The sequence below is a fragment of the Verrucomicrobium sp. BvORR034 genome, from assembly GCF_000739635.1.
Classification (GTDB): Bacteria; Verrucomicrobiota; Verrucomicrobiia; order Verrucomicrobiales; family Verrucomicrobiaceae; genus Verrucomicrobium.
Genome location: NZ_BATQ01000110.1, coordinates 47,141 through 66,016, shown reverse-complemented (window position 1 = coordinate 66,016; position 18,876 = coordinate 47,141). Strand labels below are relative to the sequence as shown.

Here is an 18,876-nt window from a genome sequence, read left to right as displayed (position 1 = left end):
GTCCAGCGGCTGCTGGGTGTCTGTGCGCAACGCTGGCACGAGGGGGACGGGCTGGTAGCGGACGTCAGGGTTGAGCCGGAGCTGGGAACGCTTAAAAAGGTCCCGCGCTTGTTTTGGGATGTCTGCGGCCGGGTAGTGAAGCCCCAGGTAGCTTTCCAGATCACTACGACGCGCCTCGGCAATGACGTGGCCCGAATCGTCCTCAGCAAACCGGTACACCATGACCCTGTCGAAACCGGTGAACTCCTTGACCTGCTCAGCGGCCTTCTGGCAGAAGGCCTCCAGGGTGGGCATGCGGTCAAGTTGGGAGAGCGTCGCTTTGAGCGATCCGTAGATCTCCTCGTGGACAGCTGTTTCATCATGGGGCCAGTGTTCCAGCTCCAGAATAAGCACACCTTGATAGCGGTGCGCGATGGCTTCGAACTCCGTCCCGTGACCGATAAAGCGCATCCCCGGCAGATAATGGGGTGCTTCGTCCAATTCCCTGGGCAGCACCTTGCGGCGGAGATAGTCGAGATCACGGGATTCGACCAGCTCTGACAGCGGTCGATTCAGGCACGAGGCGGCGCCCCCGGGGATCACGGTGGCGACATTGCTGGTTATTTGCTGAACCACCAGGTCCGGCTCAGCCAGCACCATGAGAATGGCGTGGGGCTGGATGGACCCGGGGATGTGAATGGGTTCCCGGTCGCAGTTCGTGAGGTCAACAGTGGGTTCCTGGCTCATGAAAAAGGGGCGCGGTTCAGCCAAAGGTCAAAACTACGAAAAGTATCCCGGGCGGCAATGGTTGCCTCACCAGCATGCAGGTCAGCTTCTACTGACTGTACCCATGCTGCGAAGGCGCGCCAGTGGGCGACGGTTCCCTCATCATAACCTGAGAAAAACCTTCCACCGCGGTCTGGTGCAGTGCCCAAACTGGAAGAAAATCGCTTCGTGATGAGCTGCCCTCCCAGTGTGGAACCCTCCAATACATAGAGAGAGCCGACCGCTTTCGAAGCACTGTCGATCTCGGGCAGATTCGGGCACCTGGGCAGGCTGTCGATGTCAGTCTGGGAGAGGCCCAGATTTATGAGGTCTTCCACCAGCCACGGGGTTTTGCGGGAGCCATCAAAGTCCCAGTTGAGGGCTCTCCAGTCGATCACATTGCCGAGGCATTGCTCCAAGGGCTCGTACAGTGTGAAGAAGCCTTCCAGAAGGCGGCGGTAGTTTGCGAGATCCGTCACCCTGTTAAAGAGGTCCAGTCTGTCTTCGAGGAGCTGGTGTTCTTGTTGGGTGCCGGCTTTGAGGGACGGGAGCAGTTCAGGCATTTTGGGAGGGAAGTCTGGCGGGAGGTGTGCCGGAGTGGCCCGGGAAGCGTGGATGGGAGCGCTTCCCGGCCCGACTTTATTAGCTGGCCTGCGGAAGTTTGTACAAGCCTGAGTCACGCAGTTTTTTTACTTCATCGTGAGCCTGACGCACCTGGGCGGATTGGGCGGCGATGGCCGACCTCACATCCACGGGAAGCTCAGCAAAATCGCGCTGGGCATCCTCGAAGGCAGCCTTGGCAGCATCTTCGCCCCGCTCTGCCTCCTCCAAAAGTGCCTGGTCATCATTGCTGGTAAGCGCGGTGCGAAGGCCGATCCAGGCACGGTGCAGACCACCGGTAGCAGAGCCTTTCTCGTCCACATCCGTCTCGCCAAATCGACGTTCCAGTTCCTGGAGCTGGGTCACAAAGTCGTGCCGTTGGTGGCTGTAGTTGGCAAACACCTGCTTCAGCTTCTCTGCACGGGCATGCTCCGCCGCCTGTTTGAAGCCTTCTTCACCGTCTCGACTGACGCCGATAAGATTGTGAAGCAGAGAGAGGATGTCCTCGATGGGTTTGATGTCCTGGTTTGAATTCATGGTTTTTGGGGTTTCTGGATGTTTTGAGGACGGGTGGGGCCCGTCCTCTTTCAAGTGAGATCGCATCCCGGCGGGCGAATGCGTGCTCTTGGGAGTTCAGGAGAAAATCCAACAAACTTTTCCCGGGCACCCAACCGGTTCATGCGTAGGCTTCGATACTTGAATTTGGCAGCGAGTATCCGTCGAAGCAAAACCACCCTCGCTCCAGCCCGTCGAATGTTGATGACCGCCCCTCCCAAGACTATGGAACTGTTGCTGGTGAGTGCCGCAGATGGCGCAGAGGTTGTAACACAGGTGGCAGTGGCAGGCCGCACTGCATTTGGTGAGGCAGCAGTGCGAGAAGTGGGCGGCGTGGATGACTTGCTGAGTGAACCTGCTGCGGCTCATCCTCAAATGGTGATCCTTGTCAACCCGGATGCGGGTGCCGCCACTGCCGCAAGGAGCGCTCTCGACCCCCAGCAACTTCCCCGGTGGGCAGTGATGGTGGTGGATGATCCCGCGCTCATTTCCTCGATCGCAGGCCTTGCCCGGGCGATCAAGGATGCATGGAAAATCCACCAGGGAGAGAGGGAATACACCCGGCTTCGTGGTGATCTCAAGGCCGTGGCCCGGCGGGTGAACCATGATCTGCGTTCTCCCTTGGGGGGCATCACCACTACGGCAGAGCTGATCAAAGAACTGCTTGGGGAGTCCAATGCGGAACTGGCCGCACTGACGGACCCTCTCTTTGATTCGGCCCAATCCATGATCCGGTTGATGGACCGCATCAGCTTCATGGCGCGGGCGGTGACGGATCGTCCTGCCAAATCCGCGGTGGCGATGATGGAAATCGTATGGGCGGCAGAGCAGCGGCTACAACGTCAGCTCATGCGGAAAAAGATTACCATCCGCCATCCCGCTGGCTGGCCGGAGGTGTCCGGTGTGGCGGCGTGGCTGGAAGTGGTCTGGCTCAACCTGATGAGCAATGCCATTGAACACTCCACGGCTGAAACTGAAGTACAGCTGTTCTGGGAGCTGGCGGGTACCCGTGAAGTGCGCTTTGGCGTTCGCGATACAGGAAGAGGTGTGCCTCCCACCAAGCGAGGTCAGCTCTTCTATCCCTTCCACCTGCTGCAACAGCCCAACAGCCCGCATGGTCTGGGCCTGCCGATTGTGCAGAGGCTGGTGGAGATGCAGGGCGGAGCAGTGAGCTGCGACTTTCCTGAAACCGGGGGAAGTGTTTTTTCCTTCACCCTGCCGGTTTGAAACGAAGAAGCCTCCGCAGCCCGGGGGCGGCGGAGGCTGTGCAAGACGTTTGCCGCAGCTCGTTTAGAAAGCGAAACGGACGCCAGCGCGGATCAGCGTGAAGTCGCTGTCATCGCGTTCCACGAAGGTATAGCGGGCATCGGTGAAGATACCGAAGTTCGGGCTGAAACGGTATTCGATGCCGACACCGACGTGGCCCTGGAGGAGGACGTCGTCGGAGTCTTTCGGATCATCGTCGTCCTCCACGCGATCTTGAAAGTCATCGAAGTCGTCGCTGTCGATGTCGTCTGCATTGAAGGTGATGCCGATGCCGGTGAACCCATAGACCGCAAAGCCAGACTCCCCGAGCGGAGCACGGAGGAAGATATTGAAGGTGGCGGTGCCGACCGCATCACCTTCCGTGTCGAAGAGCGAGCCTTCGCCACCAAGACCGAACCACCGGGTGATGAAATAATTCACCCCAATACCGCCGCCGAAAGCGTCATCACCGATGAGCCGTTCGTTGCCGGAGCTGGTCACGCCATATTGACCAAAGAGGTCAAACTGGAGTTCACCCGCGTTGTAGAGAGAGACCGGGGCCGGGGGAGGCGTGATCTCGGTGGGCACTGGGGTGCCAGCCATGGCGGTGCTGCCAAGGCCGCCAAGCGTGGCGAGGAGGAGGAGGGTGTTCTTCATAGTGAGGTTGCTTTAGGTTGGAGTGGGTGGTTGTTTTTCTGTCGTTCTTCCTGCCTTGTCAGGGTCAGGAAGGAAGGGGATCTTCAGAGCCAAAGGGGGCACGCATGCCCGCAGCGGCGTAGCGGATGAGGGAACGGACCAACTGCTCTCCTGTGAGCCGCGTGGTCTGTGGCATGCCTGACATGCTGGCAAACTGGCAGGTCTCAAAGCGACTCCAGGTGTACAGGGCATGGTGCAGAGTGCCAAACATGAAGCTGGTACGCCAGAACAATTCTCCAGTGGGCAGGCCGGGAAGAGCCCGGACAAAGTGGGGATTGAACGTGCCCACCACTTCTGCAAAGACGCCTACGAGGAATGTTTCCAGCTTTGGATTGGGCTCTTGGAGGCATCGCCCCATCAGGCGGAGAAAGTGGTTTGTGTAGCCGCCGGTGCGAAGCTCGTCCACTGAAGGGCGTATGAAGGCATCGAGGATGTCTTCCAGTGGAACGGGGGATGCGCCAGCATGTTTGATGGCAGCCTCAAGCCGGGTCAGCCGACGGTCGTTGAGCGGTGCCAGACGGCGGAAGAACACGGCCTCCACCAGCCCGTCTTTGCCGCCGAAGTGGTAGTTCACCGCGGAGACGTTCGCCGCAGCGGCTTTGGTGATGTCCCGCACGGAGGTGCCGTCAATGCCTCGCTCGGCGAAAAGTCGCTCTGCGGTGTCCAGGAGGGTGAGACGGGTTACAGCGGAAGGGACCTTTGCTACAGCGGCCGGGGCGCTCTTGGCAGGGAGTGTGAGCAAGGTGGACACCGTTCAAACAAACGTTTGAAATCGGCTTTCGTCAACTGCCAAGTGATGAAAAACCAGTTTGCCCCCATGCCGATAGGTCTCTAAGGGTGACTGGATGAAGCTGCTGGCAATCGCCTTATGGACGGTACTGTTTGCGATGGCAGGGGTGGCCCAGCAGCCGCCCAAACTTCCGGACATCGGCACCATGGTGAAGCCCGCCGAACCGGTCGAACCGGTGCTGCCAGATTTTTTCCCCCTGGCGCAGGTGGCAGAGCAGGCCCAGAACACCGACCAGGAGATGGAAGCGCTCCAGGCCGATGCAGAGGGGGTAAAAGTGGAAAGCGGGGTGGCGACCCAACTCGGCAAACAGGCGAAAGAAATCTCCGCGCGAACGACGGAAACAACCGCCATCCTTGGTGCGACTCCTGGCCTGGATGTATTGCAGTCCCAGGAGTCGGTGTGGACGGAAATGCGCCGGGTGCTTGGCGCCTGGCAAAGCGAACTGGCCGCCCGGGCGGATCTCTTGGAACGACGCGACCAGCGGCTCGCCAAGCTGTTGGAAACCTGGCAGAAGTCCTTGGACGAAGCCAAGAAGGCTGGGGCCATGCCGGAGGTGCTCAAGCGGATTGGTGCCGTCATGGACCAGATTCAGAAGGCGCGTGCAGCGGGACAAAAAGCCAGCAGCGGGATCGTCGCCTTGCAGACGAAGGTGAGCAATGAAGATGCTCGTGCCAGGGAGATACAGGTGGCCATTACTCAGGCGCAGAGCCGGGCCATGCGGATGCTGTTGCAGCCGGATGCGCCGATGATCTGGAAGCCGGATGCGCTCCAGCGTTCTGCAGATGTGATGAGGATGGATGCTGGCGAAGCTCTGCCGGTACAGTGGTCTGCTCTGGGGGGCTACCTGCTTCGCCAACGTGGCGCTTTGGTCCTGCACGGATTGATTGTCACCGCTTTCTTTCTGCTCATCACCTGGATGCGCCGGCATGTGGGGCAATGGGCGGTGGGGGATGAGTCCTTGCGGGGGGCGGCGGTTGTCTTTGGCGTGCCAAAGAGCACAGCCCTGGTACTTTCCGTCCTGGTCAGTGGCTGGATTTATCCCCAGCCTCCCCGGATCTTTTGGGCAGTAGTGGGTGGCATCGCTCTCGTGCCGACGCTCTATGTGCTGCACCATCTGGTGGCGGGTTCCTTGCGGAAGCTCCTCTATGGTCTGGCCGGCTTTTATCTCTTTGGTGTGGTCTTGAACCTCGCGGCACCCTGGCCGGTGATGTCGCGGTTCCTTTTCCTCGGGGAGACGCTGGCGGGCACCTTGTTTTGCCTTTGGTTCTTGCGCCGCGCGACAAAGCCGGATGATGCCTCATCACGGCTCTGGTCCATTGCACTGCTGGCGGTGAGGCTGGCAATGGCGGTGTTTGGGGTGGCATTTGTGATGAATGCCCTGGGATATGTCGGGCTGGCGAGATTCCTGACGGCCGGCCTTTTCAAGAGCACCTACCTGGCTCTGGTCCTCAATGCAGCGGTCAGTGTGGTGGATGCGCTGGTAGGTTGTTTCCTCCACTTCCGGCCGGTGGCGAAACTCCGCGCCGTGCAGCGACACCGGCCCATGTTGCGTCGTCGCAGCAGCCGGCTGCTGCGCTGGCTGGCCGGGCTCTGGTGGGCCACCTCCACCCTGGATGTCCTCTCCCTGAAGCGACCGGTGTTTGAGGCCATTGAGACCACTCTGACGAGCAACTGGATTCTGGGATCTGCCACCCTGTCGATTGGCGGCGTCGTCACCTTTGGATTGATGGTGGCGGGGGCATTTCTGCTATCCCGGATCCTGCGTTTCGTGCTGGAGGAGGACATCTATCCCCGCGTGCGTCTGGCACGGGGCGTCCCCTATGCGATCTCTACCATGCTGCACTATGTGATTCTGCTGGTGGGATTTGTCCTGGCCGTGGCGGCACTGGGGTATGACATGACGAAGTTCACCATCCTCGCAGGTGCGTTCGGTGTGGGCCTGGGCTTCGGGATGCAGAACATCGTGAACAATTTTGTCTCCGGCCTCATCCTGCTCTTCGAGCGTCCGGTGCAGGTAGGGGACATCATCCAACTTGAAACCATCACCGGAGTCGTGACGCATATCGGCATCCGGGCCAGCATCGTCAAGGTGGGAGATGGCTCTGAAGTAGTGGTTCCCAACGGCAAGCTCATCGCAGATCGCTTCACGAACTGGACGCTGACCGACCGTAAAAGGCGTCTGGAAGTAGCGGTAGCTGTCGGGAAGGACGCCGACCCCCAACGCGTGATTGAGGTCATCAACGGGGTTGCGGCGGGTCACCCGTTGGTGGCGGAGGCTCCTGCCCCGCAAACCTGCCTCACAGAGTTCGTGGCCGGGGGCATCAAGTTCGAGCTCCGGGTCTGGGTAAACCGGTTCGAAGATGCCCGTCCCCTCAGCAGTGACTTAAGCGTCGCAGTGCATAAAGCCCTCACAGAGCAGGGGATAACCCTGCTCTGACGACGGCGAAAAAAATTACCCTCAACGCAGATCGTTCTGGCGATGTCCCATCTGATGACTCCCGAACTTTGAATTGAGGTTTTTATGGATGCTAGTAGATGGGTGACATGTTTCCGTCCGGCCGCCGGATGGAAAGTGGTGGTGGTGTGCTGGATGGGCATGGGGCTGAGGTTGGTTGCAGCGGATCCAGTGGTTGAGCTGAAAGAGCTTGAAGCCAAGGCTCTGGCTGGAGAAGGGGCAGCGCAGCTGGCGCTGGCAATCCGCTATGATGGTCATGAGCGCTCTGAATACCGCGATATCGCCAAGGCCTTCCATTGGTACAAAGAGGCTGCGACCAAAGGCTATGCGGAAGCCCAAGCTGCATTGGGGCTCATTTATATGAGAGGTGAGGGGACCGCCGAGGACTACGTGGAAGGGGCGAAGTGGTTTCGCCAGGCCTCCGAGCAGGGGCATCCTGTGGCCCAGCTGAATCTTGCGAGCTGCTATGCCAATGGCCACGGCGTGACCAGAGACCTCAACGAGGCGGCCAGGTGGTTCCGCGAATCGGCGGAGCGGAATGAGCCGATGGCCCAATACTATCTGGGGATTCTGTACGGTCGTGGTGAGGGGGTGTCGCAGAGCTACGTTGAGGCTTACAAATGGCTCACTGCATCCGCCGCGCAGGGCGTGAAGCAGGCTCGTGATAGTTTGGAAACACTGGACTCCGTGCTGAGCGCATCGGAGCTGGAAGCCGCAAGGAAAGCGGCGGCGAGCATGAGGCTCAGTCTGGTGGGGCGATAGGGATCGGAGTCTGCTCGGGCGCAATCACACTTGCCTCTGCTATGACGTGGTCCTAGCATCACGCCCATGAACGAATCCGGGTATCTCCGACACCGCCTTCTCCATAGCACCGTGGCCTGCCTGGCCGCTGCCATCTCTTTCGCCAGCACCCCATTTGCGGCGCAGGCTACTGCTCCTGACTCTGCGGCGGAGACAGCTCCCGCTACCCCGGGCAAGCGGCCTGACCCAGCCCGGTTTGAGAAGGATCTGGCCAAGTTTGACGCCGAGTTCAAGGCCAAGCCGGTCAAGGGCGGGATCGTCTTCACAGGGAGTTCCAGCATCCGTCTCTGGAAGACCGCGGAGGCGTTTCCCAAGCTGCCGGTGTTGAACCGTGGCTTTGGCGGGTCGGTTGCCAATGACCTGGTGGTGCACGCAGAGCGGGTGGTGTTACGGTACGAACCCAAGGTACTGGTGGTTTACACAGGCAGCAATGACTTGAATGCAAAGCTGAAGCCAGAAGAAGTTCTGGCCGATTATACTGCCTTCCTGAACCTGGTGCACGAGAAGCTGCCTGACTGCCGGATCATCATCAATTCCGTGAAGGTCTCCGAGTCCCGGCTCAAACAGATTCCTGCCGTGAAGCAGCTCAACAGCCTGTTGCAGGCCTGGTGCGAGGGCAAAGACTGGGTGCGGTGGCTGGAGTCGATGAACTACCTGATGGACGAGAAGGGCGCGCCCAAGAACGAATTTTTCCGTAAGGACAAACTGCATCTCAACGACGCCGGGTACGCGAAGTGGAACGCGATCATTGAGCCTGTCATCAAAGAGGAGTGGACGAAGGCCGGAGGCAAAGCCTGAGGGATGGTCTCTTATTATTTGCAGCTGCCAACAACTGTTTACTGGAGTAAAAAGTTCAGCTCGATTGATTAATGTCTTGGCACGGACGATGCAGTTTCATAATAATGAAGCGTCCTGAAAAACCATCCGAAATTCCTCTGAATAGAGGGTGGCCGCAGGGACGAGCTAACTGATTTGTCAGGTGTCGAATGGTGTTGTGTTGTGTATGATGAAGGCGGTCTAGGTGGACCGCCTTCATCATTGTTCAACGCTTGGGTGGAGCAGGTCTTTGCAGCTCAAACACCCCGTTGTCGATGTTGCAGCGGTAGGTTGCCCTAAACTCCGTAGGGGAGGCTTTTCCATCATAGTGATAGACGCCCCCGACGAGGGCCCCAAGGTCCTGATGGCCTGTCACCTTGCCCCGACGGTCCACCAGATGCCGTGCCGTGTAGCCTCCGCTCAGCACCCTGGCCCAGGTGGCGTGGTAGCGGAAATCGTAGGCGGTGTTCTTTCCTTGCTCCTCCACGCGGCTGACGATGGCCTTGAGCTTCCCATGATGTCCGTTCTTCCGACTGTACCAGCGGCCTTCCCAGGCTCCGGTCAGATCTTTGGGTGGGTGATGGGCATCACGGGCGGCGGCCTTGTTCCAGTCACTCTGGTAGCCGAGTGAGCAGCTTGAAAGGACGCAGGCGGTGAGGGTGAGGATCAGCAGGTTGAGACGAGGGGGCATGGTGATAGGAAAGTGAATCAAATGAAGCGCGATGAACCATGCACCGGAGGCCACTGGCGGAACCAGCGTCTTGCCACGCTCCGGGCTGACCGCTAGGGTGCATGCTGATGAATGGTGCAAGTGATGTCAAGGATCTGGTGGTGGTGGTGGTGGGCGGGACGACCGGCCTGGGGCTCTCGGCTGCCCGGGCACTGGCGGACAATGGGGCGCGTCTGGTTGTGGTCGGACGATCCGGGGAGAGCTTGGAATCGGCGCTGACGATGCTGGGGCGGGGAGCCTGCGGACTGGCGGGAGACGCCATCCTTCCCGAGACATCTGAGCGTGCTGTGGAACTGGCGGTAGGGAAGTTCGGTCGGCTGGACGCGCTCTATCATGTCGCAGGGGGCAGCGGCCGCTCCAAAGGTGACGGACCGCTCCACGAACTCACGGATGAGGGATGGGACTACACGCTCGACCTCAACCTGAAATCCTTGTTCAACTCCAATCGGGCGGCCATCAGGCAGTTCTTGAAACAAGGCGACGGTGGCACGATCCTGAACATGGCGAGTGTGCTCGGGTGGTCGCCGTCCCCCAAGTATTTTGCCAGTCATGCCTATGCAGCTGCGAAGGCCGGGATCGTCGGGTTCAGCAAAGCCACGGCTGCGTATTACGCGTCCCACAACATCCGGATCAATGTGATCGCTCCCGCTCTGGTGGAGACTCCAATGTCCCGACGGGCGGTGGGAGATGAAGAGATTGTTCAGTTCGTCTCCAGCAAGCAGCCGCTTGATGGGGGACGGGTGGGGGTGCCAGGCGACTTGGATGGTGCCGCAGTCTTTTTGCTCTCCCGTCAGGCGCGTTATGTGACCGGTCAGGTACTCGCGGTTGACGGCGGATGGACCGTCACGGAGGGTCAGCACGGCGGGGCCTCCGACTGATCCCCACCCTCATCGCAGCAGCTTCCCAGCATGGATCTCATTGGAATCGACATTGGCGGCACCAACATCAAGGCCGGACTTTTTGACAGTGAAACGGGTCAGTGTCTGGAGCGCACCACCTTGCCCACGAATGACGGGATCACGGTGGCGGATGTGCCAGCTTGGGCCGATGCGGTGAAGACTTTGATCGCAGGCTTCGAAAGCACGAGAGGGCGCTCTGCGGTGCCAGTGGGGATCTCTGCTCCTGGATTGGCGGCGCGAGATGGGCGCACCATTCAGTGGATGCGCGGTCGCATGGCAGGCTTGGAAGGATTTTCCTGGGCTTCTTTTCTTGGTCGGGAAGTGCAAGTGCTCAACGATGCCCATGCCGCCTTGGTGGGCGAGGTCTGGAAAGGAGCCGCAGAAGGATCACGCGATGTGGTGATGCTGACCCTGGGTACGGGCGTGGGGGAGCGGTCATTTCAGATGGGCGACTGCTTCGCGGCCACCTGGGACGAGCTGGGCACCTGGGGCATATTACGGTGAACTATACTGGGCCGGGCGACATCGTAGGGACGCCGGGCAGCTTGGAAGACGCCGTGGGCAATGCCACGGTCGCCTTGCGCACTCAGGGACGTTACCAGAACACTCGCGAACTGCTGGAAGCAGCGCAAGGGGGAGACGAAGTGGCCAGAGAGGCGTGGGACAGCTCCATGCGCGCCCTGACGGCGGGAATGGTCTCCCTGATGAATGCCTTTGATCCGCAGGATTTCATTTTGGGAGGAGGTATCGCCGCAGGGGCCTGGGAGCTGGTGATGGCGGGTATCCAACCGCATCTGGACGTCTTTGAGTGGCGTCCCACCGGGGAGAGTGTCCGGATCGTGCAGGCGAAGTTGGGTGAGTGGGCGGGAGCATACGGTGCAGCGAGATCTGCCTGCCTGGGCGGCGGGGTCCGGCTGGAGCGTTGAGAGTGTAGCAGCCAGAGCGCCTCGCAGGAAAAAAAGAACCCTGCTTCCAGGAAGGAAGCAGGGCTCCAAAAGGCAAACGAGGCGGGTTCGTGCGAACTACACCGTGCCGTAGATGGTACGGCCCGTGCTGCGAAGGTCGTCGCAGGCCTGCTGGAGGCGCTTGGCAAGACCGATCTCAGCCTTCTTCAGGTAGCCACGGGGGTCGTAGATCTTCTTGTCACCCATTTCGCCGTCGATCTTGAGGACGCCGTCGTAGTTCTTGAACATATGCTCCGCGATCGGGCGGGTGAAGGCGTACTGGGTGTCCGTGTCGATGTTCATCTTGATGACGCCGTAGTCGAGCGTCTCACGGATTTCTTCCAGAGGGGTGCCGGAACCACCGTGGAACACAAGGTCCATCTCTGCTTCGGCACCGTACTTGGCCGTTACAGCGGCCTGGCCGTCACGAAGGATGGTGGGTTTGAGCTTCACTGCGCCTGGCTTGTAAGCGCCATGAACGTTGCCGAAAGTGGCGGCAAACATGAACTGGCCGATGCCGTTGAGGGCTTCGTACACCTCCACCATGTCTTCCGGGGTGGTGTAGAGCTTCTCATTGGGCTGATCGCCGTGGTCCACGCCGTCTTCCTCACCACCGACGACGCCGGCTTCCACTTCGAGGATGATTTCGTTGGCCACGCACTCCGCGAGGAGAGTCTTGGAAAGTTTCAGGTTCTCTTCAAGCGGCAGCTCGGAAGCGTCCAGCATGTGGGAGTTGAAGAGGTTGCCATTGCCAGCGGCACGACGGGCGGCGGTGGCGGCAATGAGGGGTTTGAGGAATGTATCCACCTTCTTGGGCTGGCAGTGATCCGTGTGCAGGGCCACGAGCACATTGTAGCGCTCAGCCAAACGGTGGGCGGCTTCTGCCAGCACGATGGCACCCAAGGCCATGTCTTTGACCGAAGTGCCGGAGGCAAACTCGCCACCACCGGTGCTGACCTGGATGATGCCGTCGGACTTGGCGTCTGCAAATGCCTTAAGCGCGCCATTGATGGTCGTGATGGAGGTCACGTTGATGGCGGGATAGGCATAACCGCCTTCCTGGGCGGCAGCCAGCATGGCGCGATATTGTGCAGGTGTAGCAATAGGCATAGGCCAACCCTTAGAGCAGAATCCGGGCCGCCGCAACCCGCAAGACCCTTGACGAGAGTGCAACTTTTCGGATTGGGACGTGTTTCCTCAACTTGTGAAGATGAAGTTGCCCTTGTCCAGCGTTGCGTTTTACACCAGCATGCTAATGGTCTTCTCCATGAGAAGAGCGGCAGCAGTAGCAGCCATTGGGATGACCTTCATGTTGGGAGGCCTCGCTAACTTGCCTGCACAGGGACCACGTCCACCTGAGGGGGGAGCCGAAGGTGGCGGGCCCGGACCGGGACCGCGGCCCCCCAAATCCGGCATGGACGGCAGGGATCGTGACAGGGACGGGCGCTCAGGATTTGGTCGTGGCGGAGACCGGGATCGCATGGATGCCTTCCGCACCATGACGGACGAAGAACGCCAGCGGGTGCGTGACGCCTTTGAGAAGGCCTGGCAGAATCCGGCCGTCACGGCAGCTCGGGAACGGTACCAGAAGGCGAACGATGAGTACCGTGAAACGCTGCAAAAGGCGCTCAAGGAGGCTGACCCCGTCGCGGTGGAGCTGCTGGAAAAGCACAAGCCCAAGGGAGGCCCCTTTGGAATGATGCCGATGCCGGATCCAAATGATCCAGAATTTGTCAAAAAGGCGGTCAACAGGCTCGGAATGGAGCTGCATGCCCTCTCCCGGGCCGAGAATCGCCGTTTCCCGACCAAGGAGATTGCGGAGAAGGTGCAGGCCGACCCTGCTGTGAAAGCGGGGATAGAAGCGCTCGAGAAGGCCGCGCCTGCCGGACGGCTGGAAGCCTGGGGCAAGCTGGTGTCCACCCTGCAGGAAGTGGCTCGTAAGGAAATGCCGGTCCAGGAGGGCGGTTGGCGTCCAGGGCCAGGCCCTGGGGGACCTCCTGGACCTCCGCCTTTTGATGATCGTCGGCCAGAAAAGCGATCAGAACCGGGCCCTGGCGGGAAGTAATCTGTTCTCCTGTTGGAGACATAGGGTCACGGCCAGCATGCATCCAGGATCTCCTCCTGGATGCGGTGCATCTCAGTCCGCTCCGCGGGCTCATAGTCGCTCCAGCCTGCCAGGTGCAATAGGCCGTGCACCATGTAGCGGGCCACCTCGCGCTCATAGCTCTCGCGGTGCTCGGCGGCTTGCTTTTCCGCGGTGTCGAGGCTGATGAGAATCTCGCCGTGATGAAAGGTGATCACGTCCGTTGGGGTCGGATCATCAAGGAAATCACCGTGGACCTTGGCAATCGTCCGGTCTGAAACAAGGACGAAATCCACCTCGTCGAGTTGCGAGAGTGGTGATTCGGGTTCACGGGCGGCCGCCAGACACTTGGGGACGGCCTGGATAGCCGTTGCTTTCCAGCGGGCCGTCGCGGCGGGAGGGCGGCGGTAGCGGCGGTCAATGCGAATGCGCATCGGCAGTAGGTGCCCGGTCAGGCCGCGTGATTAACCTTGGTCGGCTGAGGCTTCGTGCTGGTGCCGGATCCTTCAGAATCTTTGGGCTCCTTGGACTCTTTGGCGTGTTTGCGCGCCACTTCCGATGGCGTTTCCTCACGCGGAGCCTTGGGATAGTGAATGCGGCTGTGAAGCATGCTCATGAGCGTCTTCACAAAGCTGGCTTTGATGTCGCCCAGTTCTGCCAGGGTAAGGTCGCACTCGTCGAGTTGGTGGTCGAGAATGCGGTTGCGCACGATCTCTTCCACAAGCTGCTCCACGCGGGTAAGAGAAGGTTTGGCCAAGGTGCGGCTGGCACTCTCCACAGCATCCGCCAGGGAGATGATGGCGGCTTCTTTGAATTGTGGGCGGGGGCCGGGATAGCGGAAACCATCTTCGGTCACTTCCGGCACATCGTCTTCGCGTGCCTTGTCCTCTTCCACCAGGCGCAGAATCTCCTTCTTCTGATCCAGAGCACGGCGATAGAAGAAATAGACGAGTGAGTTGCCGTGATGCTGCTCGATGACGTCAATGATGCGGGAATTGAGGCCATGCTTGATGGCAATGTCCACGCCGTCTTTCACGTGGGCGATGAGGACGAGGGCACTCATGCGCGCCGTCAGGTCATCATGCGGATTGTCATCGGGATCCATGTTCTCGATGAAATATTCCGGCTTGGTGAGCTTGCCGATGTCGTGGAAATAAGCACACACGCGGCACATGCTGGCATTCGCCGCGATCGATTCTGCGGCCGCCTCGGCCAGATTGGCCACCACCAGAGAGTGGTGATACGTCCCCGGAGCCTCAATGCTGAGGCGCTTCATGAGCGGGTGGTTCAGATCTCCCAGTTCCAACCAGGAGATCGTCGTGGTCATCTGGAACAGAGACTCAAGCGCTGGCAAAAGAGCACCGGCCAGCATGGCGGTAAGAATGCCGGAAAGAAGAGGGGACAGAAAGAGCAGAGCCTGGTGGTCGCTGTTCAAGGCCACGCTGGTCTGGCTGAAAAGCACCATGAAAATCGAGGCTGCAGCGCCAATGTACAAACCGCTGGTGAGCAGACGGCTCCGGCGACGGATGCGCTGGGTGACATACACACCGACAAATCCGACGCTAAGGCCTGTCGCAATGTACGGAAGAATAGTGTCTTGCGGCACCAGGCAGGACCCGAGAAGCGTCGCGTAAACGGCACCAAAGAGAGAGATACGCCGACCCGCCAGCATGCAGAGGATGACGGGGCCCAAGGCATGAGGAGCCAGCAGGAGCGTGTACGAGGGCGGCCAACCACGATGGTGACCGTAGCTCAGCACCACCCCCACGGCGGCCAGATGAAGCACGACCGCGCAGAACACGAGCAGCACATGTCCGTTAGGGCGGACGTCTGCTGGCAGGCTGAGGTACCAATGCACCGCTGCGGGCAGGAAGACCGCAGCGGTGAAAATGAAACTGGCACCCGTGGCACCAGGGAGGTTTGCCCCGAGAATCTTCATCAGCACCGTGATGCCGATGAAGGCGGAGACAAACAGTCCGAGCCCAACCATCGGATTGCAGCGCAGAGTCTCCCAGAACTCTCCCTGCAAATGCTTACGGCGAGTCTTGCCACAAGACAAACCTTTGCGCGTAAGCTGCGCCCGCTTGATGAAATCGAACATAGAGATGGCTTAGCCGGGGGGATTCTAAGGGATTCCCTTCCGAACACAACCTTTTCCTTGCTATTCCCCAGTTCCCCGATGGATGCGGTAGGCTTCGATGATCCTCTGAACGATTGGCAGACGCACCACATCCGTAGGTTCGAAACGGATAAACGACAGTCCTTCGACGCCGGAAAGGATGTGCATGGCTTCCGCCAAGCCGGACCGAACCCCGCGCTTCAGGTCCACCTGAGAGGGGTCCCCAGTGACGACGCAACGTGATCCTTCTCCCAGACGGGTCAGGAACATGAGCATCTGTTCAGTGGTCGTGTTTTGAGCCTCGTCCAGAATAACGAACGAGTTCTTCAATGTACGACCACGCATGTAGGCGAGGGGAGCGATCTCGACGATGCCCCTCTCGATCATCTTCTCCGCCTCATCCGTCTCCAGCATCTCATAGAGAGCATCATAGAGAGGACGAAGGTAGGGGAAGACTTTCTCATTCAAGTCGCCAGGCAGGAAGCCAAGGGCCTCGCCGGCCTCCACCGCAGGGCGGGTGAGGACGAGTCTCTGCACCGTTTTATCCCGCAGGGACTGAAGTGCCTGCGCCATGGCGAGGTAGGTCTTGCCCGTGCCGGCGGGACCGATGCCGAAAACGACTTCGTTTTCCCGCATGGCCTTGAGGTAGTCAATTTGACCACGGGTCTTGGCCAGTACCGGAGGTTTTCTGGACGATCCAAGCAGCTTGAGCTGAAGGATCTTTTCCGCAGGGGCCTCTGTCCAGGGCTGGCGGGTGTTGCTGATGACCATCTGGAGCATGCCAAGGCTGACCTCAGCGCCACCGCGGCGAACTTTTTCGAGTTCGGCCAGGACCTCCTGGGCGGCGGTGATGCGGTCTTCCGGGCCATCGAGTTTGATCCAGCCATCACGAGACGTGACCTGGATGTCGAAGGCCTCAGCCAGCTTTCGAAGGCTGGTGATGTCATTTCCGATGACTGAATGGAGAAACTGCGGAGTTTCGTAAGTGAGGGTGACTGATGACATTTTGTCAGATTGAAAGAAACGGATTGAGGGATGTGGCTACAGAATGAGACTCTGGTCACAGCGCCAGAATTCTGTCAAGGCCACGAGCAAAACAGGAAAGACTGGACGTCAGTCTCCTGTGGAGTGCATCAAGATGTACATGGGGGGGATCCTCAACGGTAGCCGTAGGCAAGTGCCCAAGTGACTCCGCGTTCTTTCTTGCTCTTCACGCTAAATACGACCGTGTAGGTGCCAGTGGCTGGCGGATTCACACGCACAGAGCATGTAAACTTCCCGGTCTTGCGTTCCATGTGGACTGGCTGGCCCTTGGAATCGAAGACAGCGAGTTCAAGCTCGCAGTCTTCGTTGGCGGTACCGAGCCAGAAAGCATACTCATTGCCCTTGAAGAGTTGGTGGCGGACGGCCAGCTTCTGACCGGACTCCACCTCGCCATTCCAGTAATCCTCACGAACAGTGTAGCCCTGCTCCACGAACGGCGTAGCCGCCTCCATGGCATAATCATGTGCCTCGTCCACGAGGGCATAGGCACTGGTCAGGGCCACAAAGAGGGCGCAGAATACTGCGCACTGAAGCTTGAACTTGTTCATCTGAGGAAGCGGGAAACTGGAGGACCGGATGACTACCGGGACTTTTTGACTTGAAGGATCAAAGCCAGCAGTTCTTCGCAGGTCGTGTGAATGGTGTTGATCTTCTCAGGCGTGAAGCTGCCATCAGGCGAGTCCATGGACTTGCGGATGGTGACGAGGCCCTTGGAGATCGCGGTCACAAGACGGTTGTTCTTGGCCGAATCCGACATCCCATTTACCGACTTGGCGAAGTGATCCACCAGCATAGGCTGGTTGAGAAGCTCAGCCCGATCGTTGGTGTAGGCCTTGGACACCACGGAGGTGGCGGAGGAGGTGCCTCGCAACCAGCCGCCGAGGCTGACGCACTGGGCCAGATCATTATCACGCATGCGCTCCATTTCAGCGCGGACGGTGGCCTGAGTCTGGTCGAACTCCTTGCGGACGGCCTTCCAGTCATCCTTCTGCACCGCATCAAGAATGCTCTGCGCATGGGGACGAACGGCCTTGGTCAAGCCGAGGCTCTGGGCGATATTGATGACTTCGCGACCGATTTCCTCCACTGCTTGCTTGTCCTGTGCCTGCACGGCCACAAAACCTTCGGCAACGACGGTGCCAAACACCAGGGAGAGTTCCATCCGGTCGGAGGAGTCGGGGGTGGAGAGCTTGCGAAGTTCGTCCTTCCAGTTGGGATCACCCAATTTGTCTAGAACGGCAAAGATCTCGCTGGGCACAGGCACCACCACTTCATCCATGACATAGCCAGGGAACTGAGCCGGGTCGAACTTCTGAGCGGTCCCCTGGGAGAAGGCGGAACCCGCCAGCATCAAGGAGGCAAAAAGATAAAAAGTCTTCACTTTCATGGTCATTCAGGCAATCTCAGACAGCGACATGCAAGAGGCTGTCATAACGAAGCGCAGAATAGTTGAGGTGCAACCGTTTTGCGGACGTTGATTCCATACAGCTTGAATCTCACACAAACGGGAGCTTGCGCGTAAATAAGATGGGAAGCGACATGATTGTACAGATCTTGCAGACGAACCCCGTGTGGGAGGACAAGTTGGCGAGCCAGGCGGGAGTCGTCTCGATGCTGGAGCGTTGCCCTCCGGTTCCCGGGAGCCTTTTGGTGTTGCCGGAGATGTTTGCCACGGGTTTCAGCATGAATGTGGCGGTGACAGCCCAGACGGAGGCCCGGGAGGATGAGGCCTTTTTGGCCCGATTGGCCGTGGAACACCGCTGTGCCGTCATGGGAGGGGTCGTCTCACCCCTTGAGGAGGGCAAAGCCCGAAATGAATCCGTGACCTTCGGGCTGGATGGGGAGCTTTTGACCCGCTATGCGAAACAGCAATTGTTCAACTTGGGGGGTGAGGCGGACTGCCACACGCCGGGTGAGGCGGTGATGGCCTTTCCATTGCAAGGGTTCATGGTGGCCCCCTTCGTCTGCTATGACCTCCGATTTCCCGAGCTGTTCCGTGACGCAACCATGGTGGGGGCGAATCTGCTGGTGGTAATCGCCAGCTGGCCGGTGAAACGGTACCACCACTGGCTGACGCTCCTGAAGGCCCGGGCGATCGAAAACCTGGCCTATGTGGTGGGCGTTAATCGGGCGGGGAGTGATCCCCACCTGCACTACAACGGCCGAAGCGTGGTGGTGAGTCCCCACGGGCACATCATCGCCGATGCGGGAGAATCGGCCGGTTCTGTCTCAGCCCGATTGGACCTCGCAGATTTGCTGGCTTGGCGGGAAGCCTTTCCGGCCCTGCGAGATTCTCGATGGTAGAGGGGGCACGTTAGTTTCCACGCACTGGAACGCGGGGCAGGGGTGTTGCGT

General features: G+C 59.5%; 20 protein-coding genes and 1 pseudogene. 9 read left to right on the top strand and 12 right to left on the bottom strand.

Features of this window, described 5'->3' with window-relative positions:
• From BV034_RS18535 to BV034_RS18525, 3 genes and pseudogenes are all read right to left on the bottom strand, one after another.
• Nucleotides 1–726, bottom strand: a pseudogene (locus BV034_RS18535) (GAF domain-containing protein); the annotation flags it as partial.
• Nucleotides 723–1,307 carry a biliverdin-producing heme oxygenase gene (locus tag BV034_RS18530; protein WP_050028481.1) on the bottom strand — a complete coding sequence of 195 codons (585 nt, stop codon included), beginning with the start codon at nt 1,305–1,307 and terminating at the stop codon, nt 723–725. The pseudogene BV034_RS18535 and the gene BV034_RS18530, both read right to left, overlap by 4 nt.
• Nucleotides 1,308–1,386: 79 nt before the next feature.
• On the bottom strand, nt 1,387–1,881 hold the full coding sequence (locus BV034_RS18525; RefSeq protein WP_050028480.1) for a PA2169 family four-helix-bundle protein: 495 nt from the start codon (nt 1,879–1,881) through the stop codon (nt 1,387–1,389).
• 222 nt (nt 1,882–2,103) lie between these two features.
• Between BV034_RS18525 and BV034_RS18520 the strand changes: the two genes are divergently transcribed.
• On the top strand, nt 2,104–3,126 hold the full coding sequence (locus BV034_RS18520; protein WP_265593157.1) for a HAMP domain-containing sensor histidine kinase: 1,023 nt from the start codon (nt 2,104–2,106) through the stop codon (nt 3,124–3,126).
• Between the two features lie 63 nt (nt 3,127–3,189).
• On the opposite strand, the gene BV034_RS18515 is transcribed toward BV034_RS18520, so the two are convergent.
• Nucleotides 3,190–3,801 (bottom strand): outer membrane beta-barrel protein, encoded by a 612-nt coding sequence (locus BV034_RS18515; protein ID WP_050028478.1) that lies wholly within the window; start codon nt 3,799–3,801, stop codon nt 3,190–3,192.
• 64 nt (nt 3,802–3,865) lie between these two features.
• Nucleotides 3,866–4,582, bottom strand: coding sequence for a TetR/AcrR family transcriptional regulator (locus tag BV034_RS18510; RefSeq protein ID WP_063768829.1), 717 nt, complete (start codon nt 4,580–4,582; stop codon nt 3,866–3,868).
• 103 nt (nt 4,583–4,685) lie between these two features.
• Between BV034_RS18510 and BV034_RS18505 the strand changes: the two genes are divergently transcribed.
• The 3 genes from BV034_RS18505 (at nt 4,686) to BV034_RS18495 (ending at nt 8,684) form a co-directional block, all read left to right on the top strand.
• On the top strand, nt 4,686–7,067 hold the full coding sequence (locus BV034_RS18505; protein ID WP_050028476.1) for a mechanosensitive ion channel domain-containing protein: 2,382 nt from the start codon (nt 4,686–4,688) through the stop codon (nt 7,065–7,067).
• Nucleotides 7,068–7,151: 84 nt separating this feature from the next.
• Complete coding sequence (locus BV034_RS18500; protein ID WP_081887914.1) at nt 7,152–7,847, top strand: tetratricopeptide repeat protein; 696 nt, start codon at nt 7,152–7,154, stop codon at nt 7,845–7,847.
• Nucleotides 7,848–7,913: 66 nt separating this feature from the next.
• Entirely contained in the window at nt 7,914–8,684 is a 771-nt protein-coding gene (locus tag BV034_RS18495) for a GDSL-type esterase/lipase family protein (protein ID WP_050028474.1), read from the top strand.
• A 244-nt stretch (nt 8,685–8,928) separates the two neighbouring features.
• Here BV034_RS18495 and BV034_RS18490 read toward each other — a convergent pair whose 3' ends face one another.
• Nucleotides 8,929–9,393, bottom strand: coding sequence for a hypothetical protein (locus BV034_RS18490; protein ID WP_050028473.1), 465 nt, complete (start codon nt 9,391–9,393; stop codon nt 8,929–8,931).
• 101 nt (nt 9,394–9,494) lie between these two features.
• Between BV034_RS18490 and BV034_RS18485 the strand changes: the two genes are divergently transcribed.
• Genes BV034_RS18485 through BV034_RS34225 form a run of 3 tightly spaced genes read left to right on the top strand, consistent with a single transcriptional unit; the run spans nt 9,495 to nt 11,257 of the window.
• A complete protein-coding gene (locus tag BV034_RS18485; protein ID WP_081887913.1) occupies nt 9,495–10,310 on the top strand; it encodes an SDR family oxidoreductase in 816 nt (271 codons plus the stop codon).
• 30 nt (nt 10,311–10,340) lie between these two features.
• Complete coding sequence (locus BV034_RS36155; RefSeq protein WP_050028472.1) at nt 10,341–10,835, top strand: ROK family protein; 495 nt, start codon at nt 10,341–10,343, stop codon at nt 10,833–10,835.
• A complete protein-coding gene (locus BV034_RS34225; RefSeq protein WP_265593160.1) occupies nt 10,718–11,257 on the top strand; it encodes an ROK family protein in 540 nt (179 codons plus the stop codon). Before BV034_RS36155 ends, BV034_RS34225 begins: the two co-directional genes overlap by 118 nt.
• A gap of 96 nt (nt 11,258–11,353) precedes the next feature.
• Here the strand turns inward: BV034_RS34225 and fbaA are convergent, their stop codons facing one another.
• Nucleotides 11,354–12,385: a class II fructose-bisphosphate aldolase gene (gene fbaA, locus BV034_RS18470; RefSeq protein WP_050028470.1), complete on the bottom strand. Its 1,032-nt coding sequence runs from the start codon at nt 12,383–12,385 to the stop codon at nt 11,354–11,356.
• A gap of 370 nt (nt 12,386–12,755) precedes the next feature.
• Here fbaA and BV034_RS18465 point away from each other — a divergent pair, with 370 nt between their 5' ends.
• Nucleotides 12,756–13,340, top strand: a complete 585-nt coding sequence (locus BV034_RS18465) for a hypothetical protein (RefSeq protein ID WP_050028469.1) — start codon at nt 12,756–12,758, stop codon at nt 13,338–13,340.
• 26 nt (nt 13,341–13,366) lie between these two features.
• Here BV034_RS18465 and ybeY read toward each other — a convergent pair whose 3' ends face one another.
• The 5 genes from ybeY to BV034_RS18440 form a co-directional block, all read right to left on the bottom strand.
• Complete coding sequence (gene ybeY / locus BV034_RS18460; protein WP_050028468.1) at nt 13,367–13,792, bottom strand: rRNA maturation RNase YbeY; 426 nt, start codon at nt 13,790–13,792, stop codon at nt 13,367–13,369.
• 17 nt (nt 13,793–13,809) lie between these two features.
• On the bottom strand, nt 13,810–15,459 hold the full coding sequence (locus tag BV034_RS18455; protein WP_050028467.1) for an HDIG domain-containing metalloprotein: 1,650 nt from the start codon (nt 15,457–15,459) through the stop codon (nt 13,810–13,812).
• 60 nt (nt 15,460–15,519) lie between these two features.
• Nucleotides 15,520–16,482, bottom strand: a complete 963-nt coding sequence (locus BV034_RS18450; RefSeq protein ID WP_050028466.1) for a PhoH family protein — start codon at nt 16,480–16,482, stop codon at nt 15,520–15,522.
• A 152-nt stretch (nt 16,483–16,634) separates the two neighbouring features.
• Nucleotides 16,635–17,069 carry a hypothetical protein gene (locus BV034_RS18445; RefSeq protein ID WP_050028465.1) on the bottom strand — a complete coding sequence of 145 codons (435 nt, stop codon included), beginning with the start codon at nt 17,067–17,069 and terminating at the stop codon, nt 16,635–16,637.
• 32 nt (nt 17,070–17,101) lie between these two features.
• Complete coding sequence (locus BV034_RS18440) at nt 17,102–17,908, bottom strand: hypothetical protein (protein WP_265593156.1); 807 nt, start codon at nt 17,906–17,908, stop codon at nt 17,102–17,104.
• A 152-nt stretch (nt 17,909–18,060) separates the two neighbouring features.
• Here BV034_RS18440 and BV034_RS18435 point away from each other — a divergent pair, with 152 nt between their 5' ends.
• Nucleotides 18,061–18,825 (top strand): nitrilase-related carbon-nitrogen hydrolase, encoded by a 765-nt coding sequence (locus BV034_RS18435; protein WP_265593155.1) that lies wholly within the window; start codon nt 18,061–18,063, stop codon nt 18,823–18,825.
• Nucleotides 18,826–18,876 lie beyond the last annotated feature (51 nt).